The sequence below is a fragment of the Halomicronema sp. CCY15110 genome, from assembly GCF_016888165.1.
Classification (GTDB): Bacteria; Cyanobacteriota; Cyanobacteriia; order Phormidesmidales; family Phormidesmidaceae; genus Halomicronema.
Genome location: NZ_JACSWC010000133.1, coordinates 1 through 23,869 on the forward strand (window position 1 = coordinate 1; position 23,869 = coordinate 23,869).

Annotated in this window: 20 protein-coding genes and 1 tRNA gene; 12 read left to right on the plus strand and 9 right to left on the minus strand. The window is 56.2% G+C overall.

The annotated features are described in order from the left end of the window. Nucleotides 1–327: 327 nt before the first annotated feature. From JUK32_RS02110 to JUK32_RS02120, 3 genes are all read right to left on the minus strand, one after another. A complete protein-coding gene (locus JUK32_RS02110) occupies nucleotides 328–1,740 on the minus strand; it encodes a cell wall metabolism sensor histidine kinase WalK (RefSeq protein WP_204137199.1) in 1,413 nt (470 codons plus the stop codon). A gap of 25 nt (nucleotides 1,741–1,765) precedes the next feature. Then, nucleotides 1,766–2,689, minus strand: coding sequence for an LD-carboxypeptidase (locus JUK32_RS02115; protein WP_204137200.1), 924 nt, complete (start codon nucleotides 2,687–2,689; stop codon nucleotides 1,766–1,768). 122 nt (nucleotides 2,690–2,811) lie between these two features. Then, the gene (locus tag JUK32_RS02120) at nucleotides 2,812–3,267 is read right to left on the minus strand and encodes a hypothetical protein (protein ID WP_204137201.1); all 456 of its coding nucleotides are present in this window, start codon (nucleotides 3,265–3,267) and stop codon (nucleotides 2,812–2,814) included. 242 nt (nucleotides 3,268–3,509) lie between these two features. Between JUK32_RS02120 and JUK32_RS02125 the strand changes: the two genes are divergently transcribed. Together JUK32_RS02125 and JUK32_RS02130 are read left to right on the plus strand one after the other, a co-directional pair. Then, nucleotides 3,510–3,746 carry a hypothetical protein gene (locus JUK32_RS02125; RefSeq protein ID WP_204137202.1) on the plus strand — a complete coding sequence of 79 codons (237 nt, stop codon included), beginning with the start codon at nucleotides 3,510–3,512 and terminating at the stop codon, nucleotides 3,744–3,746. Nucleotides 3,747–4,126: 380 nt separating this feature from the next. Then, the gene (locus tag JUK32_RS02130) at nucleotides 4,127–6,367 is read left to right on the plus strand and encodes a diguanylate cyclase domain-containing protein (RefSeq protein ID WP_204137203.1); all 2,241 of its coding nucleotides are present in this window, start codon (nucleotides 4,127–4,129) and stop codon (nucleotides 6,365–6,367) included. A 217-nt stretch (nucleotides 6,368–6,584) separates the two neighbouring features. On the opposite strand, the gene JUK32_RS02135 is transcribed toward JUK32_RS02130, so the two are convergent. Further along, nucleotides 6,585–6,812, minus strand: coding sequence for a hypothetical protein (locus tag JUK32_RS02135; protein ID WP_204137204.1), 228 nt, complete (start codon nucleotides 6,810–6,812; stop codon nucleotides 6,585–6,587). 37 nt (nucleotides 6,813–6,849) lie between these two features. Here JUK32_RS02135 and JUK32_RS02140 point away from each other — a divergent pair, with 37 nt between their 5' ends. From JUK32_RS02140 to JUK32_RS02155, 4 genes are all read left to right on the plus strand, one after another. Continuing rightward, complete coding sequence (locus JUK32_RS02140) at nucleotides 6,850–8,055, plus strand: AI-2E family transporter (protein ID WP_204137205.1); 1,206 nt, start codon at nucleotides 6,850–6,852, stop codon at nucleotides 8,053–8,055. 29 nt (nucleotides 8,056–8,084) lie between these two features. Continuing rightward, nucleotides 8,085–8,531, plus strand: coding sequence for a YaiI/YqxD family protein (locus tag JUK32_RS02145; RefSeq protein WP_204137206.1), 447 nt, complete (start codon nucleotides 8,085–8,087; stop codon nucleotides 8,529–8,531). Nucleotides 8,532–8,546: 15 nt separating this feature from the next. Continuing rightward, a complete protein-coding gene (locus JUK32_RS02150; RefSeq protein WP_204137207.1) occupies nucleotides 8,547–9,497 on the plus strand; it encodes an RluA family pseudouridine synthase in 951 nt (316 codons plus the stop codon). 203 nt (nucleotides 9,498–9,700) lie between these two features. After that, nucleotides 9,701–10,405: a response regulator transcription factor gene (locus tag JUK32_RS02155; RefSeq protein WP_204137208.1), complete on the plus strand. Its 705-nt coding sequence runs from the start codon at nucleotides 9,701–9,703 to the stop codon at nucleotides 10,403–10,405. A gap of 199 nt (nucleotides 10,406–10,604) precedes the next feature. On the opposite strand, the gene JUK32_RS02160 is transcribed toward JUK32_RS02155, so the two are convergent. Genes JUK32_RS02160 through hisH form a run of 3 tightly spaced genes read right to left on the minus strand, consistent with a single transcriptional unit; the run spans nucleotide 10,605 to nucleotide 12,681 of the window. Beyond that, on the minus strand, nucleotides 10,605–11,462 hold the full coding sequence (locus JUK32_RS02160; RefSeq protein WP_204137209.1) for a sulfurtransferase: 858 nt from the start codon (nucleotides 11,460–11,462) through the stop codon (nucleotides 10,605–10,607). A gap of 14 nt (nucleotides 11,463–11,476) precedes the next feature. Next, nucleotides 11,477–12,037 carry a 16S rRNA (guanine(966)-N(2))-methyltransferase RsmD gene (gene rsmD / locus JUK32_RS02165; RefSeq protein WP_204137210.1) on the minus strand — a complete coding sequence of 187 codons (561 nt, stop codon included), beginning with the start codon at nucleotides 12,035–12,037 and terminating at the stop codon, nucleotides 11,477–11,479. Further along, nucleotides 12,037–12,681 carry an imidazole glycerol phosphate synthase subunit HisH gene (hisH, locus tag JUK32_RS02170; protein ID WP_204137211.1) on the minus strand — a complete coding sequence of 215 codons (645 nt, stop codon included), beginning with the start codon at nucleotides 12,679–12,681 and terminating at the stop codon, nucleotides 12,037–12,039. The genes rsmD and hisH overlap by 1 nt, the downstream gene beginning before the upstream one ends. A gap of 245 nt (nucleotides 12,682–12,926) precedes the next feature. On the opposite strand from hisH, the gene JUK32_RS02175 reads away from it, so the two are divergent. Then, nucleotides 12,927–13,460 carry a peptidase C15 gene (locus JUK32_RS02175; protein WP_204137212.1) on the plus strand — a complete coding sequence of 178 codons (534 nt, stop codon included), beginning with the start codon at nucleotides 12,927–12,929 and terminating at the stop codon, nucleotides 13,458–13,460. 413 nt (nucleotides 13,461–13,873) lie between these two features. Here JUK32_RS02175 and JUK32_RS02180 read toward each other — a convergent pair whose 3' ends face one another. Further along, complete coding sequence (locus JUK32_RS02180) at nucleotides 13,874–14,290, minus strand: RNA-binding protein (RefSeq protein WP_204137213.1); 417 nt, start codon at nucleotides 14,288–14,290, stop codon at nucleotides 13,874–13,876. A 575-nt stretch (nucleotides 14,291–14,865) separates the two neighbouring features. Next, complete coding sequence (locus JUK32_RS02185) at nucleotides 14,866–17,421, minus strand: M48 family metalloprotease (RefSeq protein WP_204137214.1); 2,556 nt, start codon at nucleotides 17,419–17,421, stop codon at nucleotides 14,866–14,868. Between the two features lie 83 nt (nucleotides 17,422–17,504). Between JUK32_RS02185 and JUK32_RS02190 the strand changes: the two genes are divergently transcribed. The 5 genes from JUK32_RS02190 to JUK32_RS02210 all read left to right on the plus strand — a co-directional run bounded on the left by JUK32_RS02190 (nucleotide 17,505) and on the right by JUK32_RS02210 (nucleotide 23,748). Further along, nucleotides 17,505–18,959 (plus strand): hypothetical protein, encoded by a 1,455-nt coding sequence (locus tag JUK32_RS02190; RefSeq protein WP_204137215.1) that lies wholly within the window; start codon nucleotides 17,505–17,507, stop codon nucleotides 18,957–18,959. Between the two features lie 99 nt (nucleotides 18,960–19,058). After that, the gene (locus tag JUK32_RS02195; RefSeq protein ID WP_204137216.1) at nucleotides 19,059–19,838 is read left to right on the plus strand and encodes a Uma2 family endonuclease; all 780 of its coding nucleotides are present in this window, start codon (nucleotides 19,059–19,061) and stop codon (nucleotides 19,836–19,838) included. 108 nt (nucleotides 19,839–19,946) lie between these two features. Next, nucleotides 19,947–22,826, plus strand: a complete 2,880-nt coding sequence (polA, locus tag JUK32_RS02200) for a DNA polymerase I (protein WP_204137217.1) — start codon at nucleotides 19,947–19,949, stop codon at nucleotides 22,824–22,826. Between the two features lie 185 nt (nucleotides 22,827–23,011). After that, a tRNA-Ser gene (locus JUK32_RS02205) sits at nucleotides 23,012–23,098 on the plus strand. A 356-nt stretch (nucleotides 23,099–23,454) separates the two neighbouring features. Further along, nucleotides 23,455–23,748, plus strand: coding sequence for a hypothetical protein (locus tag JUK32_RS02210; protein ID WP_309224467.1), 294 nt, complete (start codon nucleotides 23,455–23,457; stop codon nucleotides 23,746–23,748). Nucleotides 23,749–23,869 lie beyond the last annotated feature (121 nt).

Below are 23,869 nucleotides of genomic sequence, written 5' to 3' on the forward strand. Positions count from 1 at the left end.
TTCGACTCCGCTCAACTCTCGATGCTGGTAGGTTGAGCGAAGTCGAAACCGGATTGAACGGGTACTTTATTTAGTTGTAGATCCCTTAACGCTTAAAGCATGGCGCAGAGTCCGATGGGCTCTGCGCTTTTGTCTGAGTTTTAGGAATGAGAATTGATTAAGTGGGGATTGCCGTCTCGGTTGTCCCCAGGCAGGTAAGATGCCTGCTCTAACTCACAATTTGGATGTTATTTGATCCTCATGTCTTAGCATTTGCTATCGCCATCCGCAGTCCGGGATCGAGCCGTGAGGAACTGAGCATGGGTTGAGCCTGCTGGTTGATGTCCACTAACGACCGACTGTGGCGAGGACAGTACGGGGTTTAGCGGACTCAAGGTAGACGGGGAGTCGAATTTTGACCTCGGTGCCCTGCTGCGGGCGGCTGTGGAGTTGGATGTCGCCGCCGTGATTTTCGACAATGACTTTGGCGATCGCGAGCCCCAGTCCTGAGCCACTGGTGGCCGATCGCTGCCGCGCGGGATCCACTCGGTAAAAGCGATCAAAAATATGCGGCAGCGCCGCTTCGGGAATGCCCACACCGTTGTCTTGAATGGTGATGGCGATCGTGGCTTGATTTTGCCATTTCTCCTCCTCCAGCGAAATCTCGATGCGGCCATCGTCGGGCGTATATTGCAGACTATTGCTGATGATGTTGGTAAACAGCCGCAGCAGCTGGTCGGCATTGCCCTGCACCATCCAGTTCGGTGGAGTCACGGCGGACGGGGACGACGGTTCGCTGGCGAGGGAAAGCAGCGCGGTTTCGCAGGCTTGGCAATTGAGTTGAATGTGCTTGTGATCGGCGATCGCAGCCTGCTCTTCAATCACGTCCGTCAGCAGCACGGAAATGTCAACAGATTCCACCTCGAAGGGCACTAGCCCCCCCTCTTGCCGCGCGAGAAACAACAGATCATCCACCAGGCGGCCCAGTCGTCGGGTAAGCCGCTCAATCACTTGCAGCTGCTGTTGCTGAGCTACGGCATCGGGTTCGGGATCGGCCAGGGCCACTTGGACATTGGTTTGAATCACCGCGATCGGATTGCGCAACTCGTGAGAAGCGTCGGCAGTGAACTGTTTCAACTGTTGATAGGACTCGCGCACGGGGGCGATCGCGATGCCTGACAGTAGCCAGCCGATCGTCGCGACCGCCGAAATCATCAGACTCAGCCCCAGGCAAAGGTCTTGCAGGAGTTGGCGGCTGGGTTTCGTGACCTCAAACCAGGGATGGCTGACCCGCAGATAGCCCAAAATTTGGTTGCCCGCCACGATGCGATCGGTCACCTGGCGGACGACATGTTCGGCATCGATGGGGACAGTTTTGCCCTCGGGATTCACTTTGACGGGCAGGTGCAGCGGTTCTGACAAGGTGGACCAGAGTAAGTCGCCGGTGGGGCTAAACCATTCCAAATCGATGTGGTCGTCTTCCGTCGTCGTCGTATTGTCTCGAAAGCTGGCCTCGACATTGACCTTGAGAGCGGGGGCGACCTTGCCCACCGCCGTGAGCACCTGCTCGTCGGTGGCGGCACCGGGCTCAATTACCAGCGATCGCTGCACAATTTCCACCACATGGTTCAGCGTGTCATCCACCCGTTCCACCAGCGTGGTGCGCACATACCAATACACGCCGCTGGCAAACAGCAGCAGCACTACCGCCGTGACGGTGGTATACCACAGGGCCAAGCGGCGGCGGGTGGTCTGAAACATCGCAGTGGGAGGGGCAACCATAACTCTATTGTGACGGCAAATTTGGGCCTGAGGCGGGTGAGTGAATCGTGAGCGTTGCGCGATCGCCATCCAAAGTCGCGGCTATGCCCACCGGCAACGCTGCATTCACGCCATCATGGCCAAAGGGTAACCCTGCCACCACGGGCAGTCCCAGGTCGCCGAGGCGATCGCGCAACACCTCTTCTACCGCAAAGCTCGGTACCTGATCCGGCGGCTCACACCGACTAAAGCGACCAATCGCGATGCCGCCCAGGTGGGCAAACTTGCCCAACATGCGCCAGTGGGTCAGCATACGATCCAGACGATAGGGCGCTTCGGTCACATCTTCTAGCGCTAAGATTGCGCCGGTTAAATCCGGTTCATGGGCCGTACCTAAGAGATGGGTCGCCACGGTCAAGTTGGCGGGTAGCAAAGGCCCCGTGACTTGCCCCGGTACCCAGCTTTGCCCAGTCAGGGGGGCCAGCGATCGCCCCGCCACCCAGTCAAATAATCGCTGCTGTGACCAATCAGGCTCTTGGCTCAGGGTCGTCATCAGGGGGCCGTGGACGCCCGCGATGCCTTGCCGGCCCAGGCTCCACAGCAAACTCGTGATATCCGAAAAACCAATCAACCATTTGGATGAGCCCGACGGCCATTGCCACGATTCCAGCAAGCGGGTGCCGCCAAACCCGCCCCGCGCACAGAGCACACCCCGACAATCAGGGTCTTGCCAGGCCGCCTGCAATTGTTGCCGACGGTGCTCATCAGTCCCCGCCAGGTAGCCCCAGCGAGCGTCAAAGCCGGACATTAGCTGGACGTGATAGCCCTGGTTTTCCCACAGGGCAAGGCTGGCCTGGAGGGCCGCCGATTCGCGGAGGGCACCGCTGGGGGCCACAACGGTCAGCGCGTCGCCAGGTTGTAACGGAGGGGGGCAAGTGCAGGCCAGCATGAATCACCACAGACAAGGGAAATAGCGCGGGTGGAGCGATCGCTCTAAGGCCGTGGCCGAGCTTAAACGACCGTAGCTTTGGCCCCATGGGCGGGCCTTTCGCGAACTGCCATACCTTGAACTTAAGGAGCACAATCGTACCGCAAAACCGCTGCTCCGGCGGGGGTGAGCCAGATCTCTCCCAACTGCTGGCGCGTAATACGTAGTAGCCCCTGTTGGGCCAACCCGGCGATGAGGATCTGCCGTTGATGGGGCGGGACTTTGTGAGAAATCTGGTCAGGATGAATGCTGCGATCGCGACAGGATTGTAGCACCAGCTTTTCATCCGGGGTGACGGGCAAGACTGACCGATCAAGCTGCAACAGCACCCGCCCGTGGGCCGAAAGGCCAAACCGCGTCACGACTCGGTCAAAATCGACCAGCCCTTTTTGCTGGAGTTGTCGCCACAGGCGATCGCGACGGGTAGCCGCAAGCGGCGGTAGCGGTGGGAGCGCTGGCATCGGCGAGCGATCGCCAGAGCCTTGCTGCTGCAACCACCACAAACATTGCCACTCAGACGCCGATAGCCGCACAGACACGCTCCTATCCCCCGAGACTCGCCAGAGACCCCACCGTCAAATATCGCTTAGTTTAGCGAAAGCTGGCCGCTCTAGGGGGGTGGCGAGATGAGCTCACGGCCCACTAAAACCGCGAAAATATGCCATAAACATGACCAAGCCAGCAGCAGCACTCAAGCATCAGCCGATGCCACATCAGCGACCTAAGGGAGCTGGTGAAGACGTACCAAGGTTGGTGATAGGGCAAGGGGCGTCTCACCCTTATGACGGGTACATTATTTACCTGCCAATCCTTAACACCCGATAAACTAAAGGCTGACCAAGTGGCTCTGCGCCCCATGGCCAACATTACGAAAACGGTTGTCTTAGCAACGCAACTTCAAGAAAAGTTGGATTTTGTTGTCGTTCTTTGGGCAAAAGGGCTAAAAATGGGCAAATTAGCAAATATTTGTCACTTTGCCTACAAAATCCCGGTTGGCAATGGTCTGAGCAGGCAATAAATAATTAGATGCGTAATGGTTAGCAAAGGGGCTATTCACTTTACACCTTACAAATTTAGAACTCAGGCGTTGCCCAGTTATCAGTCGAGGATCGCTGCAACGGCTATACATCGATCAACACTTTGATCAGAGTCCTACAGAGAATTAGAGCATGCTTTTGTCTTTAAAGAATTGATTGGCCCAGCCCAGGTTTTCCCCAGCCCCCGAGTCGTGGTCACCAATGTCCATACCACCTCAATATTGCTGGGCGGCGCAAGCCACCAAACATCGGCTGCATGACTTTTTAATCCTTCTCTTAATTACGGTTTGGTGTGGCACACGATTCTTTGTCCTACGATTATCCATCTTCTATCGAGCGATTGGAAGCTTTGAAACCTGCGATGAGTAGCGATTTAGCTCCTGGTATTCCGCCAGCAGTGGCCACGTTTTTACCGCTGTTAGAGCAGATCGATGAAGGCGTTCAAGTGTTTGACGAGCAGGGCAGTTTGCTCTATGCCAATGAAAGGGCGGCCCAGAATCTTGGTTTTGCTACCCCGAAGGCGTTTCTCAAAGCTCATCAGGGCCGATTTTGTGGCCTCCAAATCGTGACCTTTTGCAGTGCCGCGGGAGTGCCTCTGCCACCCGATGACTATCCCTGTGTGCAGGCATTGAAGGGCCAACGGGTCGCCGAACAAACACTGCATTTTCGCGATCGCCAGGAGCGCGATCGCTGCCTCGCGGTTCGGGCGGTGCCCCTCCGCGATGATCACGGCATGGTGCGATACGGCGCTGTGTTGAGCCGCGACCTCACTGCGGCACAAGCGATCGCGCAAAAATTAGCACAAAAAGACTGTCAACTGCGCCACATGGCTGACCTCATTCCAAGCTTAGTGGCTTGTTTAGATGCGCAGGAACATCACGTTTACGCGAACGCGGCTTATCTCAAAGCGTTTCGGACAACGGCAGCAGATTTGCCGGGGAGCTTTTTGCAAGCAGTTGTGGGGCCGGTGCTTTACCAACAGTTGCAATTGCCGCTAAAGCAAGCCCTGCAAGGAGAACTCGCCGACATTTGCCTGCCGATCAACAGTTTGCAAACCCCGTTGCAATATAGCCGCGTCAGTCTCATTCCCCAACTCGAAGGGGCGGCGGTAGCGGGAGCTTATTTGATTTTCAGTCCGATTTCCGCCCACCAGCACACGAACAATTTGTTGCAGACCGAGACCGACTTCTTTCGCCATTCCCTCGAAGCGGCGTCAGTGGGGACTTGGGATTGGCACTTAAATCACCAAGAACTCCTGTGGTCATCGCCCCAAGAGCAGTTGTTTGGGCTGACGCCCGGCAGTTTTGATGGACAGCCGGAGACCTTTTTTCAACTGGTGCATGAAGCGGATCACGATACCCTGAAGGCCGCGATCGCGGCGGCGATGGAAACCCGCCAGCAATTTGTCGCGGAGTTTCGCGTGCGGCTCCCCAATCAACAAATTCGTTGGCTGTCGCAGCGGGGGCAGGTGTTGCGCAATCCCGACGGGCGAGTGATGCGCATGGTTGGGGTCACCTTTGACACGACGGCTCAGCACACAGCGCAGGCGTTGCTGATGCAGCAGATGCAGCGCGATCGCCTAATTGCCAAACTCTCCCAAGAAATCAGTCGTCCCGAGCAGGTCACGAAAGCCCTGCCCCGGGTGTTTGAAGCGGTGCGCCAGCATTTGGAACTCGATCGCTTGGTGCTCATCGACCTGCGAGAAGCAGCCGGCGAACTGATTGCCGAAGCCCAAACTCCGGCAGTCGAATCCATGTCGGATTGGCAGATGCGGCATCCCTGGTCGGTCAAGGCGGTGTATCTTGAAAAATTCAAATTAGGGCATCCGGTCGGCATTGCTGATGTGCAGCAACAGTCGTTAAGTGAAGCGGAACTGAGCTTTTTACAATTTTTCGATGTGCAGGCGGATCTTTCGATTCCACTGTTAGAGGGTGAGCAACTTTGGGGACTGCTCTCAGCCCAATCGCGACAACCGAGAGACTGGTTGTCAGAAGAAATCCGCCTGTTAGAAACGGTCGGCAGGTTAGTGAGTACGGCGATTCAGCGCGATCGCCTCCATGACTATCTCACCCGTGCCAATCGCAAACTTAAGCGGTTTGCCTACCTGGACGGGCTCACGCAGGTTCCCAATCGCCGCCGGTTCGAGCATTTTCTCCATCAAGAGTGGCGGCGACTCATGCGCGAGCAGGCACCTCTGGCTCTCATCATGGTCGATATCGATCATTTCAAAGCCTACAACGACGTCTACGGTCACCAAGCGGGGGATGACTGCTTGCGGCGCGTTGCCGGTCTTTTGCGCAGTGCCATTCAGCGCCCGGCTGACATGGTTGCCCGCTACGGCGGCGAAGAGTTTGCCATCGTGCTGCCCAATACTAATGTGGAAGGGGCGGAAACCATTGCGGAGAAAATTCAAATTCTCATTCATCGCGCCCAGATTCCGCATAAAGGGTCGCTGGTGAGCAAATCGGTCACCCTCAGCATGGGCCTTGCGGTCCTGTATCCGCACCCGCTCAAAGTGCCCGACGATCTGATTGGCTTAGCCGACCAAGCCCTCTACCAAGCCAAAGACAATGGGCGCGATCGCGTCGTTGCTGCGCCCTAAGGGATCTGCAACTAAATAAAGTACCCGTTCAATCCGGCTTCGACTTCGCTCAACCTACCAGTATCGAGAGTTGAGCGGAGTCGCAACTCGGTTCATGGGGATCTTTTTGGCGCGCAAGTCCCTAAAAGCACCGCTCCGATTAAAGGGCAACGTGACTATCGAGCGCTAAGAGATCGAGCGCTAAGAGATCGTCGAGTCCATCACATCTCGGCTGAGGTTAGAGGACGGGGGCGGGTGGGATGCGCCTGAGGATTGTCCCCGGTTCGGCGTTGATGCTGGTGCGCTGAGGGTATCCCGAACTATGCCCAGCGTTTGTTCCGGTATCGCAATGGGTGGTCACTGCCCAGGTGGGAACGCCGAGCGGCAGCATCGCCACTGGCAAACTGGCAGCAGACCGGGTTTCGATGGTGCAATTTGCGTTACGCGATTTAATCGCCGTCGCCATAAACTAAAACAACGCCCGCCGTTTTGGGAGCGAAACCATGACCCACCTCACCCCTACCCATGCTCAGAGTTGGATCGCGCGCTGGTGGCAGTCGCTCGGGCCATTTGCTCGGACGTTGGTGATTTTGCTCGCCGCGCCGCTAATCGTGCTGAATGTATGGGCCTTGGCCGAAATCTTTGACTACTTTCGCGAAATTTTAGTCGCGGTAATCATCGCGTCACTGTTGGCATTTTTGTTGGGCTATCCCGTCGGCTGGTTGCGGCAACTGGGCATACGTCGAGGCATTGCGTCCATTGGGGTGCTGCTGGGGGCGATCGTGATCTTGTTGACCGTCGGCATCACGATCTTGCCGCCGGTGTTTGAGCAGGCGCAACAGCTCGTGACCAAGTTGCCCGAATGGTTTGACTCGGGCAAAGGACAACTGTTGATGCTCGATAGCCGCTTTGAGACCTGGGGGCTCCCCTTTAACCTGGACGGGGTGATTAGCCAGATTAACGATCGCCTCAAAATGCGGTTTGAAGCGATCGCTGGGGAAGCGCTGAACCTGACCTTTGGCGTGGCCCTCTTCACCGCGAACAAACTGCTGGATGTGGTACTAGCGATCGTTCTGACCTTCTATCTGTTGCAGCATGGCGATGACGTGTGGGGCGGCATCGTGACCTGGCTACCGGGCAAAGCGCAGGAACTCTTTTCCGAAACTCTGCGGTTGAGCTTTCGCAACTACTTTTTGGGCCAGGTGGTGGTGGCTTCGCTTATGGGCATCACGCTGACGGTCATCTATGTCGCCTTGCAAGTGCCCTTTGGCCTATTGTTTGGGATCACCATTGGGCTGGCGGCGTTGATTCCCTTTGGGGGCACCGTCAGCATTATTATCGTCACGCTGCTGGTGGGGCTACGCGACATTGGCATTGCGGTCAAAGTGCTACTGGTGTCTGCCCTGGTGCAGCAGCTGATCGAAAACGTGCTCGCCCCCAGAGTATTGGGCAGCTTCACCGGATTAAATCCATTTTGGGTGTTTATTGCGCTCTTGTCGGGGGCGCGCATCGGCGGCCTGTTGGGGGTGATTGTGGCGGTGCCCATTGCCGTCGTTGTCAAAGAAGCGCTTGCTGCCATTCGTATTGCTCGGCAAGGTCACGATGATGCCGTCGCCATGCCGTCACCACCGGGTGAAGCGACCAACGGCAATGGGCTCGATGGGCCTACTACGACCTCGACAGCGATCGCCGCCCCGCCCGAACCGTAAGCTGCCCCCACGATAGGAAAGCCACCGTTATGCAGATCTGGGTCGATGCCGATGCCTGCCCAAAAGTCATTAAAGAAATCATCTTTCGCGCCGCGCGGCGGGTCGGCGTGGCCACTACCCTCGTGGCCAACCAAGAGTTGATCATTCCCGCCTCAGAATTTATTGAGGCGGTGCAGGTGAAGGCAGGCCTTGACGTGGCGGATACCTACATCGTGCAGCACCTCACAGCGAGTGATCTGGTCATCACCGCCGACATTCCTCTGGCCGCTGAGGCGATCGCCCAGTCGGCCTATGTCCTCACCCCTCGAGGCGAATTTTTAGATCGCGGCACCATTCGGCAGCGACTTTCCATGCGCAATTTTCTCGAAGAACTCCGCAATAGCGGCGTCGAAACCGGCGGGCCACCCCCCTTACACACCCGCGATCGCGAAGCGTTTGCCAACCAACTCGATCGCTTCCTGACTCAACATGCCTAACCCGGTCATCGCCCCATGAACCAAGGCTGGATTTACCGCGATCGTGTCCCCCCGGCGGCGGCCGGCCAATCCCTGCTGGACTATTACGCCCAGCGCTACCGCCACTCCACTCGGGAGGAATGGCGCACCCGCATTGCCCAAGGCCAAATCACCATCGCAGGCATGCCGGGGCATATCGACCAACCGCTGCAAGCCGGGCAGCCCCTGGCCTACCATCGCGCCCCCTGGCAAGAACCCACCGTGCCGCTGCACTTTGACGTGCTGTACGAAGATGATGATCTGCTGGCGATCGCGAAACCCTCGGGCTTGCCCGTACTCCCCGGCGGCCAATTTTTAGAAAACACGCTGCTGCACTTGTTGCGGCAGCGCTACCCCCACTCGCCGCCCACCCCAGTCCATCGCCTGGGACGGGGCACCTCGGGCGTGATGTTGCTAGCGCGATCGCCGTTGGCCCGCGCCGACCTGAGCCGCCAGTTGCGCCAAGCCAGCGATCCCCAGCATCGAACTACCGATTTTCACAAAACCTACCGGGCCCTCATTGGCCCCAGTGATTTGCCCGATACGTTTGCCGTAACGGTGCCCATTGGCCCCGTGCCCTATCCGGGATTGAGGACAATTTTTGCAGCAACGCCAGCCGGCAAATGGGCCTACAGCCAGGGTCGCGTGTTGCAACGCCAAGCCCACCAAACCTTGCTAGAGGTCAACATCGCCACCGGCCGTCCCCACCAAATTCGGATTCATCTGGCAGCGATCGGCTATCCGCTCTTAGGCGATCCCCTCTACACGCCTGGGGGCCATCCCCCCAAGGCTGCAACCGCTACTGGGTCAGCCGTGCCTAGTGATATCGGCTATCACCTGCATGCCCATCGCCTACGCTTCATTCATCCCCACCAGCAAACTACTATGCAGATTATCTGTCCCCCGCCGCCTCGCCTACAAAAGCTGAATGAGGTCACAGTGCAGTGATCAAGCAGCACCAGTGACGGCGCAGAATCGGGATGTTCGCTTCGCTGATCGGCAGTTGAGACCGCAGACACAAAAAGCCCTAGAGTCTCTATCGCGCTTTATAATATTGTGTACAAAGTTCTTCGTAATTTTAAACAGTTCGAGTTAATGCTTTTCAAGCTGTAATGCAATACTCTTGATAGTCAAAGAAAGTGGTTTGAATAATGCCCCGCATACTTGTTATTGACGACGATCCATCTATTTCTGAGCTCGTCTCGGTCAACCTAGAGATGGCTGGTTATGATGTCAGCCAAGCGAGTGACGGCATTAAGGGCCAAGCCCTAGCCGTTCAACTATTGCCTGACTTGATCATGCTTGATTTAATGTTGCCAAAGGTTGACGGTTTAACAGTTTGCCAGAGGTTGCGTCGTGATACGCGGACAGCCGAGGTTCCGGTGTTGATGCTGACAGCGCTGGGGCAGACCCAGGATAAGGTGGATGGGTTTAACGCTGGCGCGGATGACTATCTCACCAAACCTTTTGAACTGGAAGAAATGTTGGCCCGGGTGCGAGCCCTGTTGCGGCGAACGGATCGGATTCCCCAGGCAGCCAAACATAGCGAAATTCTGAACTATGGCCCGCTGACGCTTATTCCAGAGCGATTTGAAGCGCTGTGGTTTGACAATACAGTGAAGCTCACTCACTTGGAGTTTGAGCTGTTGCACTGCTTGCTACAGCGACATGGGCAGACGGTGTCTCCGAGCGAGATTTTGAAAGAGGTGTGGGGCTACGACCCCAACGATGACATTGAGACGATTCGGGTGCATGTGCGACACTTACGCACCAAGATTGAGCCCGATCCGCGCCACCCCAAATATATTAAGACGGTTTACGGAGCGGGCTATTGCCTAGAGCTACCGGGCGACTAGTGCCCATATTTGGGACTGTTGATTGCCAGACTCAGTGACTGGCCTAGCGGCTTAGGGACTTGCGCGCAAAAAGCTCCCCATGAACCGAGTTTCGACTCCGCTCCACTCTCGATACTGGTAGGTTGAGCGAAGTCGAAACTGGCTTGAACGGGTACTTTTTTTGGTTGCAGATCCCTTAGTTCTGAGCTGTGAAGCCGTATCAGGTCTGATGACTGGGGGACTCATAGGAACACCAGTCACTCCAGCCGCCCACATAAAGTTGGGGCATCGGGCGATGCATCACTGCTTGGGCCAACAGATTGACGCAGGCCGTCACCCCCGAGCCACAGTAGTAGATTGATGCGTCGGCGGTGGGCATGGTTTGCCAGAGTTGGGCGAGTTCTGCCGGGGGTTTGAAGTAGCCCTGCTCATTCAGGTTGGTTTGCCAAAAGAAATTTAACGCTTGAGGGATGGCCCCCGCGACGGGGTCAATCGGCTCGTGTTCTCCTCGGTATCGTTCTGGCGATCGCGCATCGATTAGCGCTGGACTTTTCTCCGTTTGCGCCGCCATGACGGTACTGCGGTCAGCGACCCAATCAGCTTGCACAGCCGGCGAGAATTGGCCCGGTGGCCGCTCAGGGACAGCCGTTGTCAGGGGCAACTGAGCGGCTTGCCAAGCCGGAAAACCACCGTCTAAAACCGCCACAGCGTCGTGGCCCAAATAACGTAGCAGCCACCACAACCGCGCCGCAAATGCGCCCTTCGTCGCATCGTAGGCAATGACCGGCGTAGCCGGATGCGAGGAGATGCCTAACCCTTCGAGCTTGGAGACGAATAGGTCAATGTTCGGTAGCGGGTGGCGACCGCCCTGTTGCCCCACCGGACTGGACAGATCCTGATTGAGGTCAAGGTAGCAGGCCCCGGGAATGTGCGCGGCCAGGTATTCTGCTCGCCCCTGTTGGGGATGGCCGAGGGCAAACCGACAATCCACAATAATCAGATTGGAGTCGTGTAGGTGAGCTTGTAACCACTGAATATCGACTAAGGGAGTCGGCAGCGACCTGCTAGATGAATTCATGTAACCTCCTGAACTCAGGTATCGAGGGGCGATTCGCTCGCTACGGTATAAAAGGATAAACGAGTGCGACCGTAGCGTTTTTGGGTGCGGCGGGTGAGGGTGTGGAGCGCGATCGCGCTCCACTGGTGATCGTGCTCAACGGCTAACTCACCATCCACCGCGAGCAAGTGGTGCTGGGCGATCGCCGTCAGAACCGCATCATATAAATCGGCATCATAGGGCGGATCAAAATAGATGTGATCAAACGTCTGTCCGGCCAGCTGGGGCAATCGGGTTAAGACATCGCCCCGAATAAGCGTGAACTGTTGGTCGGCGATCGCCACCTGCTGCCAATTTTGTTGGATGGTACGACAGGCAATCCCGGCCTGTTCGATGCCGACGACGGTAGCCGCCCCGCGGCACAGGGCTTCAGCCCCCATGCTTCCATTACCAGCGCAGATATCCAGCCACCGACAGTCACGGATAGAGCCTTGCCAAATATTGAACAACGCCTCACGTACGCGCCCGGTCGTCGGTCGAGTAGCCTGACCGGGCACAGTCTTGAGTTGACGATTGCCATAAATTCGCAGGGACATTAGCGACTCAAAGCCGGGGCCTGTTGCTGAATCACAGCCACAAAATTCGACAAAATTTGCAGCCCGACCGTAGACGACTTTTCGGGGTGAAACTGCACCGCCATGACATTGTCTTTGGCCACCGCCGCTGTGACGGTTTGGCTGCCGTGGGTCACAGTCGCTGCCGTCATCGCAGCATCTACCGGTTCGGGGTAAAACGAGTGGACAAAATACACCCAGTCATCGGTGTTGATGTGCTGCCAAAGCGGTAGCTCCGGTTGGGTCAGGGTGAGTTGGTTCCAGCCCATGTGGGGAATGGTGATGCCCGGTTCGCTCTTAAACCGCCGAATCATGCCAGGAATAATGCCTAAACCCGGTTCCTTGCCCTCTTCGCTGCCGTCGAACAGTACCTGAAGCCCGACGCAAATCCCCAAGAAGGGTTTGCCAGTGGCGACGATGTCGTGGATGGGGCCAATCAGGTCACGGTCTTTGAGGTGCTGCATGGCGGGGTCAAAGGCTCCGACCCCGGGGAGAACGATGCCATCGGCGTTTTGCCAGTCGGCGACGCGATCGCTCACCACCGTGGTGGCCCCGGCTTTTTCCAAACCTTTGCAGGCGGAGTGAAGGTTGCCCATGTCATAGTCAATCACAGCGATTCGAGTCATGGTTCGCCTCCTAAACAATGGTGAAGTCCCCCCTCATCCTACACAGGGTCGTCCCCCTCAGCTTGAGGATTTGTCAATGTTCCACAACTCCCGCGATCGATTTCATGCCTGAAATAGCGCTAATGATGACGTATGTAGTGAAGACAAGGCTAGCCGCGCCCTCAGCAATAAGCTGATTGGGCATCAGGAATCAGTCACGACCCGGTGCGGCTTTGATTTTGCATGATTGGCACTTGGTAAATTTTATGACGCTGCTTATCACCACCTTTGCTCCCTGGAAGGCGCATCAAACCACCAATTCTTCTGATGACCTCATTACCCTAGTACGCGATCGCCACCGCTTTCCCTCAGGCACTCAATTCCTGCGCAACTTGCCAGTGCATTTTCAGCTCGCCCCGGCTCAGGTACTTTCAGCGATTTATCAGCATCGCCCCACGACCGTCATTTGTTGTGGCATGGCCGAGCAGCGATCGCGCCTCAATTTAGAACGTTACGCCCGCCGTGCCGGCGATCGTCTAGAAACGTCCCTCGACCTGTCGCAGTTAACGGCAGGACTCGAGTGGAGCAAAATTAGCCATGATGCGGGAACTTTCGTTTGCAACGCTCTCTACTACGAGTTGTTAGACCACATCCGACAAAATAACTTAGCAGTTCAGAGTCTGTTCATTCATATTCCACCTCTGACGGACTACAACCGCCAGCCGTTGCGCCAAGATTTTGTCAGTGTGTTGTCGCGTTTGTCATCTACAGCAGGACTGACAAAACGGTCAGCGGCTTAGGCATAGTGGGGTACAGATTGCTTGGCAATCAATCTGAGCAATGAGTACCGCAATTGAAACTAAACTGCCTGTAGATCGAGTTTCGACTCCCCTCAACTCTCGCAATTGGCAGATTATGCAAAGTCAAAACTGGCTGACTTAGGTTCATGATCTACCGGCAGCTCTCTTAACTCGAATCGCTGTAATTGCGGTGTTGTGCGGCCTCATGATGCCAGCCTGTGACCCAGATGCGGGGAGAGGGCGAGCTTGGGCAATGCAGCCAGTTTAGACACTGTACCGTCAGCCCAATTCGGTAGACAAAAAAGGCCAGCCCCGACCATGGGGGCTGACCTCGATAATCCAGTAGAAATGTGAAACTATTGCGTTGCTCAAATCCTTAAGCAATCGGTCGAGCAGTCGACCGACAAGTTAGCCTAAGACCCCGTGGTTTGAGCCGCCAGCATTTCCTTCAGCTTTTCAAGGTCACCAGCCCAACGAGGATCAGGTTGGGCCGCTTCTGCAGAACTCGTAGAAGTCTTGCCACGTCCTTTGGCGGGGGACTTGCGGCGGGCAGGGTCAGCATCGCCATCATCTTTCTTAGAACGAGGTAGCGCTTTCTCAATCTTCAACGTGCTTTCTTGAAGCGTGAAGTCACTAAATTTGCTCACTAACGCATCAGCTTGTTCGTCAGTCTTGACAGTGACAAAACCGAAGCCTCGACACTTGCCAGTCTTGCGATCGGTGACTAGTTTGACCGATACGATTTCTTCCGCGTGCTCAGCGAATACCGCTTCTAGCTGCTCGCGTTCGATATCTTTCGGCAGATTACCGACGTAGACTCTCACAGACATATGGATACCTCTTTTTCAACACACTATTTTCAATTGCCAAAACCAAGTTCAAATCATGTTTTATTTACAATCTTTGACCTGTCAAAGAACAACAATGTTATAAACGGCGAGCCTCAAAAAATAGAATTCAGGAAAAAATTCTTATGCAATAAAGGAGGCTACAAAAACTGTTAAATCACTGATTTAACAATTCCCGAAAAGCTGCTTGCTGCCCTTGCAACCCCCACACAGCCTACAACAGGTAATTAAATTTGGGATGTACTGCTGAAGCCTTTGCATCCAACTGCCTGACATATGAGAGCCATCAATTAACTTAACATGGACAGTAGGCAGGCGCAGAAATATTCTCCCAGATTGACTCATAAATTTGAGTAATAAAAACCAGCTACTTGATTCAAGTAGCTGGTTGATCTTGCTGTGTTGAGAGTAGGAGAACCCATACCTAGCCCCCGAGTGGGTAAAGTGACTCGACTGTACTTGCATTGGTCAGTCACGGTTAGGTGCACTGGAACTCTGTTAAGAAAGGTAACACTTTGTTGAGAGGGCTGCAACATTGCGGGGATTTATCAGGCAGCTTAGCCTCGCACTAAGATGAACAGCCCGAACGTGCAAGAAATCAGGCTTAGCGCCACTGACCAGAGGGGATGGCTGGCCTTGGTCACCAGTTTGCCAGTTTGAAAAAAGGCGTCAACGTCCATCCAGGCGATCGCCCCGCGACGATACCAGCCTTGAACTTCTACCTGTTGTCCCACCCAATTACTAGGATGGCGGGGATGCATCAGCAAATTGCCAACGGGACCAAGAGGGGAGAAAAAATGCAGCTTGAGCAAGGCGGTGGGGGTGGCCAGAATCAAGTCTTGGCCCAACCAGTTAGCGATGCCAGGGCGACCTAAAAGTTGGCCTGATAACCGCACGGGCTGGCTCACCGTTGGCAACTGCAAGGGATCTTGATACAGGCTGGGTAGGGAAGGATTGGTGAGCCGATTGCCCGCTGTGATGTCGGGAAAGTAAGCATTAATGCGCAGCATGATGCCCATGCCCAGACCGAGCAGTAAACTGCCCCAGAGGACGCTGCGATCGCCGTACAGCCAGCCGACTCGCCGCAGTCCTAGGGGCTCAAACACGCCACCCAAAAACCACAGCAGCATAGCGGCTGATACCCCTAACAGTGGCCCCAGGTAAGGGCTGATTTGGGTGAGGAACGCGCCCCATTGCGTGCCAAAGCGAGGAGCTTTAGATTTCTGAGTTGGGGGCAACGTGGGTAAGGGTAAGGCGGGGAGCAGTTGCCAGCGTTGGGCGTAGCTAGTCAATCGTCGGAGCCGCGCCCCCAGCCCCGGATGGCTGCTATTGATGGAGAGCCACTGCCGATAGGGGTTGTGAATATCCCACGCGATCGCCGCTAAAAAGCTTGAGTCTGGAAACAAGCTGCCCAAGCCGATCGCGGCCTCGTAGCCAACCGGGGTCAGTAAATCGGTACTCTCGACCAGTGGCGGCGTGTAGCCCGTTTGCCCGATGGCGGCGGCAATGCCCACGTCGAGTTTGACCAAGGCCCGCATGAGCGCATTGGGGTTGCCCGTCCACACAACAGTCTGGCGATCGCTCAACAGCACCCGCGATCGCGACGCCAACACATTCACCTTCCGAAATAGCCAGTAGACGCCGTAGCAAATTGCGGCGATCGCGGCAGCGCTGATCCGAAAGAAGCGATTACGGTGCCGATTGCCCCATTGCGCGACTTGCCAATAGCCCTGATGACAGAGCTGCAAAAGCACGGCCACCAAAGACATAAACGGCAGCGTTCGGCTCATGACATGGGACATTTCGTAACCAATCAGGGTGGCAACTTCGTCGTCGGTCAGTTGTTTTAGCAGCCCTCGACTCACCACAATGCGGGTATGGCGGGGCAGCCAACCATAACTAAAAATCAACGGTGCTGAGGTCGGCAGCTCTTGCAGTAAGGGCATAAACCAGCCTTGTTTTTGGCTGATGCGCCGCAGCAATTTGCAGCCCTCGGGATGGGTCTTTTGCAGTTTTTGAATAGAGAGGATTTTGAGCCCGGCGGTGGTGCGCAGCAGCCAGTCTAAGAGCCACGGAGAGACGAAAAATAAGGTGACCAAGATTACCAATGCGATGTCGGTGCAGTCGCGATAACGCCACTGGAGCGAAAAGTTAAAAACCCGGCTAAAGGGGGTCAGCAAGATCGCGAGCATGGTGAGATTGAGCTGCATCAAGGCGCGACAGAACCAAAACATGGCGATCGCCCCAATCGCTTGACTAATCCAGGCTTGCCACAGCCACGCGGGCGCTGCGGGCAATGGACGCGGGCGATCAAGGCGATCGGTTGACTGAAACTCTAAGACGGTAGCCGATTCAGGGGGCGGCAGCGGTTTACTGACCTCGGAGGTGGTCTCAGGGGTGGGGGCGGCCTCCTCCGGTAGGGCAGTCTGGTTTAGCTCGGCGTAATGAAACAGTGACGGACTCGTATCGGCGACAGCAGTAGTATCGGCCTCGGATATTGAGGCGGTTGGGGCGGCAGCGGTTGGCGGTGATGGGGCGATCGCCCCGATCTCTGACGGTGGAGTAGCTGAAACCGCTTCCTGATTTTCGGCCACAACTGGCGTCTCTGTCGCAGGGGGCGGCGTTGCGGGCTCAGTCGGTGCGGGCTCAGTCGGTGCGGGCTCCTTAACCGGATCAAGGGGCCGAAAACCACTCGGGTCAACGATTTTTGGGCTGGGGGAGGGGAGCGGGGCGGGCGGCAAGGGACGATCTGGGGTCGCTCGCTCATCGTCGCCCAGGGGTCGAAAGCCACTCAGGTCAGCAGCCGTTGGCGTCTCTGTCGGAGCATTCGTCACGGCCACAGACTTTAAGGCGACAAGGGTATCGTTGGCCCACTGCTTGACCTGAGGTTGGGGATGATTGATGAGTTTTTGACACAGGGGAATGGCCGTTGCCGCCTGCCCATCGGCTTTCAGAGCTTTGATCCAGCCGATGTGGGCTTTGAGGCGAAGGGCCGCAGGCACAGTGCGATCGCGCGATAGCTGAGAAAACTGCTCAATAGCGGCAGCAAAATCAGCGGTTTTTAGGGCTGTTAAGCCGTGTTTCAAGATATGGTCGGGAGAGTCGCCTGGCATGGACGGAAATTAATTGGCGTAATAAGGCACGTCTAACATGCCGTGGAGATCGGACGAATGCTCACCGAATCGGATTCACCCTCGTGTCCTCTGTCGATGTCACCACTCGTGCGCAGCCTGAACCGGATGGAGTTGCGGCTATATTGGCACGATATGCGGCGATCGTCGACGATTTTCAAAGTTTGTTGGCAATTAGCCAATCCCCTCTACCCGTTTGCTTTTGGCATAATCCGCTGAAATGTGATGCGGCGGCATTGCCAACCGCCCTCGCTAGTCAGGCCATCGCCCTCGAACCGCTTCCCTGGCAGAGCCGGGCTTGGCGATCGCTCCATTGGCCGTCACCGGGGAAAACCGTGCCCTTTGCGGCGGGGTGGTATTACGTGCAAGAAGAAATTGCCATGGCGGCAGTGACCGCCCTCGCGCCGCAACCGGGAGAGTCCATCCTGGATATGTGCGCCGCACCGGGGGGCAAAACCGCCCAAATCGCGCTGCAAAATCCCACGGGCACCGTGATCGCCAATGAACTGCACGCGGCACGCATGTCCAGCCTCACCGCGACGATTAACCGCTTGGGGCTAACCCAGGTCATCACCACTCAAGCCGACGGGCGATCGCTTGCCCTAGCGAACTCATCCTTTGACCGGGTGTTAGTAGATGCGCCTTGTTCCGGTGAGGGCAATTTGCGGCGGCGGCGGCGTCAGCGCCCCTGGCAGCCCGACCACGGTTTGCGCATGGCGGCGGCACAACAAAAGTTGTTAAGTCGGGCTCTGGATTTGGTGAAACCAGGCGGCACCGTGGTCTACAGCACCTGCACCTTTGCTCCAGAAGAAAATGAAGCGGTGCTGGATGCGGTCATGGGCGATCGCGCTGGGGTCGTCCCGTTTTCGATTCCCGGTCTGCGATATCAACCGGGCCTTACCCAGTGGCAGGGTCAGACCTACCGCGCCGACCTCGCCCACGCCCAGCGCTATTTTCCCCACTTCAACAACACCGGCGGCTTTTTTGTCGCTCGGTTGCAGCGCACCTCGGCTCCGGCCTTGACGACTGGGGAAAATGAGTCTTCGGCAGCGGCAAAACCAATGACGCCCATCGCCGCCAGCGCCCTGGAAGAATCACCGTTGCGGCAACTTAGCGATCGCTTTGGCTTTCCCCCCGCTACCTTCGCTGCTTACGACTGTTGGGCCACGGGAAAACGCCGCTGGTGGCTGCGCGATCGCACCAGCCAGTTACCCGCTGGCCTCGCGCCGCAAACCCTGGGCCTCTCCTTCGCGACGCAGACCAATTTGGGGCTGAAACCCTCCACCGCTTTTTTGCAGCGATTTGGCACATTGGCCCAGCGAAATGTGGTCGATTTGCCTGATTGGCAGACGGTTGAGCAATTTCTGCGGGGCGGGTCGCAGCCCCTACCCGCTGATGTGGAGCCGGGATATGTGCATGTGCGGTTTCAGGCATTTGAGCTGGGCTGTGGTTACTATCGGGGCGGCGATCTGGAGTCCCAAATTCCCAAAATTTTGAGGCGCGAACTAACCGAAACTTGAGGCCATTGACGATGCGGCTCGCTGGCAGCGATACCGCGACCGGACTCCGCGATCGCCGATTAAAATACAACTACTCCTATGGCTATCTCGGAGGCTCTTATGGTCAACCAGCTTTCCCTACAGGAAGATGAGGCCGTTTTTCCCGATGCTGAACAACTCATCACCGAGGACGATACACCGGTGGATAATTTTGCCTCTGAAAAACAGCAGCGGCTCCTCACCTCCGCCCTGTTCAGCAGTTTGAAAGATCGCCAGCCGTTTATTGCCGCCGCCAATGTCGGCATTTATCACACATTTCCCGGCACGGCGATCGTGCCGGATGTCTTCGTCAGTTTCGGCGTTGCCGTTCCCAAAGATTGGTGGGAGAAGCAAAATCGGTGCTACCTGGTGTGGAAATTTGGCAAACCGCCGGAAATTGCGATCGAGGTGGTTTCCAACAAAGTGGGCAAAGAGTTGACGGATAAGCTCGCCATTTATGAACGGATGCGGGTCAGCTACTACGCGGTTTACGATCCCAATCGACAGCTCGGCAAGGTGCCCCTGCGCCTGTTTGAGCTTCAGGGCATGCAGTATCGGGAAATGCCTGAACCCTGGATGGAGCAAGTTAGTTTGGGTCTCACCCTGTGGGATGGCGAATTTGAGGGGAGTCCCAATACCTGGCTGCGCTGGCAAGACGGCAATGGTCAGCTGTTGCTCACGGGAGACGAGCAAGCTGAGCAAGAACGCGATCGCGCCGCCCAAGCCCAGGTGCAGGCCGGGCAAGAACGCGATCGCGCCGCCCAAGCCCAAGCCGATCTTGAACGCGAACGAGAGCGGGCTGATCGCCTGGCCGCTTATCTGCGATCGCAGGGCATCGATCCGGATCAGTTGCCCCAGTAACGGTTACCTGACTGACACCGTTTTTGCTCACCCAGGCTTTTACAATAGATGCCTGTACTTTGAAAGCGATCGCACCGGAACTCTGTGGCTGACCAATCTCCTCTCCTGATGCTTGTTGACGGGCACTCCCTGGCCTTTCGCTCCTACTATGCCCACACCAAAGGGCCAGAAGGCGGATTGCGCACCTCCACCGGCATTCCCACCAGCGTTTGCTACGGCTTCATCAAATCCCTGTTAGATACGGTGGAATCGGAGCGCCCCCAGTATGCTGCTGTGGCCTTCGATCTCGATCAGCCCACCTTTCGCCACGAAATGGCCGACGATTATAAAGAAGGTCGGCCCGAAGCGCCCGAAGACTTTGTCGAGGATGTCAAAAACCTCCAAGACCTCTTGCAGACCCTCGGTTTTTGCGTGGTCACCGCCCCTGGGTTTGAAGCTGACGATGTGATTGGCACCCTCTCTACCCTGGGCAAAACCGAAGGCTACCGCGTCAAGATTCTCAGTGGCGACCAAGATCTTTTCCAACTCATCGACGAAGAGCGATCGCTGGTATCAGTGCTGTATCTCAGCAGCATTTTTGCCAAAGGGCCGGGAAAAAGTGGGCCGAAAGAATTTCAGGCGCAGGAGGTGAAAGACAAGCTCGACATTCTGCCGTCTCAAGTGGTGGACTACAAAGCCCTCTGCGGCGACACCTCCGACAATATCCCTGGCGTGAAGGGGATTGGGGCCAAGACTGCCGCCAAGCTGCTGAACCAGTACGGCACCCTGGATGCCGTGTACGCCGACCTCGACAACATCAAAGGCGCGACCCAGAAAAAGCTGCGGGAAGGCCAAGACAGCGCCTACCATTCCCAAAAGATGGCCCGCATCGTCACCGATGTAGAGTTAGACGCCCATCTGGAAACCTGCAAACTCACCGGGTTTGATGTCGATGCGGTGACCGAACAGCTCAAGCGGCTGGAATTTCAGCAGTTCATCAACCGCCTGCCGTACATCGAAGCTGCCCTGAAAGGCGCAGCCCCCCCGGCAAAGTCCCCTTCAGCTGCTCCAGCCTCTTCAGTCAAAGAAGACCCGGATCTGGCATTCTTTTCAGCGGAAGAAACCGACCAGGCCCAAGCGGTGAACGCGGTCGATATTGCCCCGCAAATCATTACGACTGAAGAAGCGCTTTACGAACTGCTGGACTGGTTGGGGGAGCAGACCGACCCCGCCCATCCCGTCGCTTGGGACACCGAAACCACGTCCCTAACGCCCCGCGATGCTGACTTAGTGGGCATTGGCTGCTGCTGGGGCGATCGCAAAACTGACCTGGCCTACATTCCCCTCGGTCACAAAGACGGTGCCCAACTCGATCAAGCGATCGTGCTAGAAGCCCTGCGTCCCATCCTCGAAGGGGCCGAGTTTCCCAAGGTGTTGCAAAATGCCAAGTACGATCGCCTCGTGCTGCGCGCCCAAGGGGTGCATCTCGCTGGGGTGATGTTCGACACCATGCTCGCCAGCTACGTGCTCAATCCCGACGCCAACCACAACCTCAGTGACCTGTCGCTGAAATATCTCAACCTCAGCGCTTTGAGCTTCTCTGATTTAGTGCCCAAGGGCAAAACCATCGCCGATCTGCCCATCGCCGATGTGGCCGACTACTGCGGTGCCGATGTTCACACCACCTATCGCCTCACCGCCCTGCTCAAAGCGGAACTGGCTGAATATCCTGAGCTGGAGCAGTTATTCAACGCAGTCGAACTGCCCCTGGAACCCGTTCTAGCGGAGATGGAACACCAAGGCATCCGCATCGACTCGGAATATCTGGGCAAGTTCTCCAAGCAATTAGAGATCGATCTTAAAAAGATTGAAGAGCAAGTCTATGAGCTGGCGGGGGAGGAGTTCAACCTGGGGTCGCCAAAACAGCTGAGCACGTTGTTTTTTGAAAAACTGGGCTTAGACAAGCGCAAATCTCGCAAGAACAAGTCCGGCGGTTATTCCACCGATGCCGCGACCTTGGAAAAGCTACAAGATGACCATCCTGTCGTGCAGCTGATTGTCGAAAATCGCACCCTGTCCAAGCTCAAATCTACCTATGTGGATGCACTGCCAGAATTGGTGCGGCGCGACACCCACCGCATTCACACCGACTTTAACCAGGCGGTGACGGCGACGGGCCGCCTCTCCTCTTCGAATCCGAATTTGCAGAATATTCCCATCCGCACCGCCTTTAGCCGTAAGATTCGCTCGGCGTTCATTCCGGAAGCGGGCTGGAAATTGGTGGCGGCGGACTATTCGCAGATCGAACTGCGGATTTTGGCCCACCTGAGCGACGAGCCGGTGCTGGTGGAGGCCTACAATAATGGCGATGATGTCCACGCTTTGACGGCGCGGCTGCTGTTTGAAAAAGACGACATCACGCCAGAAGAACGGCGACTCGGTAAGATCATCAACTTTGGCGTGATTTACGGGATGGGGGCGTCTCGGTTTGCGCGCGAGGCCAATGTCAATCGCAGTGAGGCGAAGACGTTTATCGATCGCTACTACGATCGCTATCCCAACGTGTTTAAATACCTGCAACAGATGCAGCGAGAAGCGATCGCCCACGGCTACGTTCATACTCTGATGGGTCGCCGCCGCTACTTCAATTTCACCAGTGGCCAACTCCGCGACCAGCTGGGCACCGACCCCAACGACATTGATCTGGACAACCTCAAACGCATCAGCGGCTACGATGCCGGCTCGCTCCGAGCGGCGGCTAACGCCCCCATCCAGGGCTCTAGTGCCGACATCATCAAAGTCGCCATGATTCGCCTGCATGAGCTGCTGAAAGGGTATGAAACCCGCCTGCTCCTCCAAGTTCATGACGAACTCGTGTTTGAAGTGCCGCCCGCAGAGTGGACAGAACTGGAGCAAAAAATCACCGACACGATGGAATCCGCCGTCTCGCTCAAAGTGCCCCTCGTGGTCGAAGCGAGCGCTGGCCCCAACTGGATGGAAGCAAAGTAGCCGACAAAACGGTATCAGCGCCTCTTGGATGAGTCGTCTACTAAGGACATGTCGCTTTGGAGCGGCGGCGCGGCAATCTCCCATAATTGGGTGAGAGCGGATAAGACACTCTCTGCATTTTTGTCGTGCGCCCATCACCCCAAAAAGTTACTCCCGATTTCTCCGTCAGGGGGTAAAATACACCTGGAGAGGTGGCAGAGTGGTCGAATGCGGCAGACTCGAAATCTGTTGATGGGTCAAACTATCCGAGGGTTCGAATCCCTCCCTCTCCGTTCAAATCCCCACCCGGTAAAGTTTCCTGGCTTTCTGCGTCCCAACTCAGCGCAGCTTGATTACGCTGTCTGTAGGTGATTTATGCTCATTTTGGGGGAGAAATGGGGGAGACGCGGGGGAGAAAACAAAACACCGAAATCGCCTTTGCAGAGCGATTTAAGGAAGCAAATCAGCAGTTAGAGAAGATCTCAATCCGTGTAAAAGATGGTCGTTACATGTCCGAGGGCGATCCTTTCCTCCCAAGCCTGGAGATACTAAGGATTGTGGACTGAATAAGGTGTAATACTGCGGGTTGGGCTCCTATGCTAGAGAGGTAGCGCGAGGAGCGGATAGATGATCGCCCCCCGAGATTCGCATCGCTCACTATCCCCCGTATACCTCCAAGTACAATCCCATTGAGCACCGCTTGTTTCCCCATGTCTCACGGGCGTGTCAAGGCATGATCTTTGACCATGTTCAGACCGTTCAATACCTTGTCGCACGGACCACGACTCGGACTGGACTGAAGGTGTTTACGACCATTCTCGACAAGCCCTACAAAACGGGGCGAAAAATAGCTGAAGACTTCAAAGCCACGATGACGATTGTCTTTGATGACCTCTTGCCACAATGGAACTACACCGCCGTCCCAGAAGTACAGGTTATTTAATCCACGTTCCTTAGAATCTAGAAATGCGACGGCGATACCTTATTTGTAATTGCTCAACCAGGTTGACTCAAGCGATGAGCTAGCAGAGGATGTTAGGCTTTGGTCATGACTGAACTCCCCC

Excerpts from the sequence above, each read along its gene's own strand:
- JUK32_RS02110 (WP_204137199.1), bottom strand. The coding sequence starts at position 1,740 with ATGTTTCAGACCACCCGCCGCCGCTTGGCCCTGTGGTATACCACCGTC.
- JUK32_RS02115 (WP_204137200.1), bottom strand. The coding sequence starts at position 2,689 with ATGCTGGCCTGCACTTGCCCCCCTCCGTTACAACCTGGCGACGCGCTG.
- JUK32_RS02125 (WP_204137202.1), top strand. The coding sequence starts at position 3,510 with ATGACGGGTACATTATTTACCTGCCAATCCTTAACACCCGATAAACTA.
- JUK32_RS02130 (WP_204137203.1), top strand. The coding sequence starts at position 4,127 with ATGAGTAGCGATTTAGCTCCTGGTATTCCGCCAGCAGTGGCCACGTTT.
- JUK32_RS02135 (WP_204137204.1), bottom strand. The coding sequence starts at position 6,812 with ATGGCGACGGCGATTAAATCGCGTAACGCAAATTGCACCATCGAAACC.
- JUK32_RS02140 (WP_204137205.1), top strand. The coding sequence starts at position 6,850 with ATGACCCACCTCACCCCTACCCATGCTCAGAGTTGGATCGCGCGCTGG.
- JUK32_RS02145 (WP_204137206.1), top strand. The coding sequence starts at position 8,085 with ATGCAGATCTGGGTCGATGCCGATGCCTGCCCAAAAGTCATTAAAGAA.
- JUK32_RS02150 (WP_204137207.1), top strand. The coding sequence starts at position 8,547 with ATGAACCAAGGCTGGATTTACCGCGATCGTGTCCCCCCGGCGGCGGCC.
- JUK32_RS02155 (WP_204137208.1), top strand. The coding sequence starts at position 9,701 with ATGCCCCGCATACTTGTTATTGACGACGATCCATCTATTTCTGAGCTC.
- JUK32_RS02160 (WP_204137209.1), bottom strand. The coding sequence starts at position 11,462 with ATGAATTCATCTAGCAGGTCGCTGCCGACTCCCTTAGTCGATATTCAG.
- rsmD (WP_204137210.1), bottom strand. The coding sequence starts at position 12,037 with ATGTCCCTGCGAATTTATGGCAATCGTCAACTCAAGACTGTGCCCGGT.
- hisH (WP_204137211.1), bottom strand. The coding sequence starts at position 12,681 with ATGACTCGAATCGCTGTGATTGACTATGACATGGGCAACCTTCACTCC.
- JUK32_RS02175 (WP_204137212.1), top strand. The coding sequence starts at position 12,927 with ATGACGCTGCTTATCACCACCTTTGCTCCCTGGAAGGCGCATCAAACC.
- JUK32_RS02180 (WP_204137213.1), bottom strand. The coding sequence starts at position 14,290 with ATGTCTGTGAGAGTCTACGTCGGTAATCTGCCGAAAGATATCGAACGC.
- JUK32_RS02185 (WP_204137214.1), bottom strand. The coding sequence starts at position 17,421 with ATGCCAGGCGACTCTCCCGACCATATCTTGAAACACGGCTTAACAGCC.
- JUK32_RS02195 (WP_204137216.1), top strand. The coding sequence starts at position 19,059 with ATGGTCAACCAGCTTTCCCTACAGGAAGATGAGGCCGTTTTTCCCGAT.
- polA (WP_204137217.1), top strand. The coding sequence starts at position 19,947 with ATGCTTGTTGACGGGCACTCCCTGGCCTTTCGCTCCTACTATGCCCAC.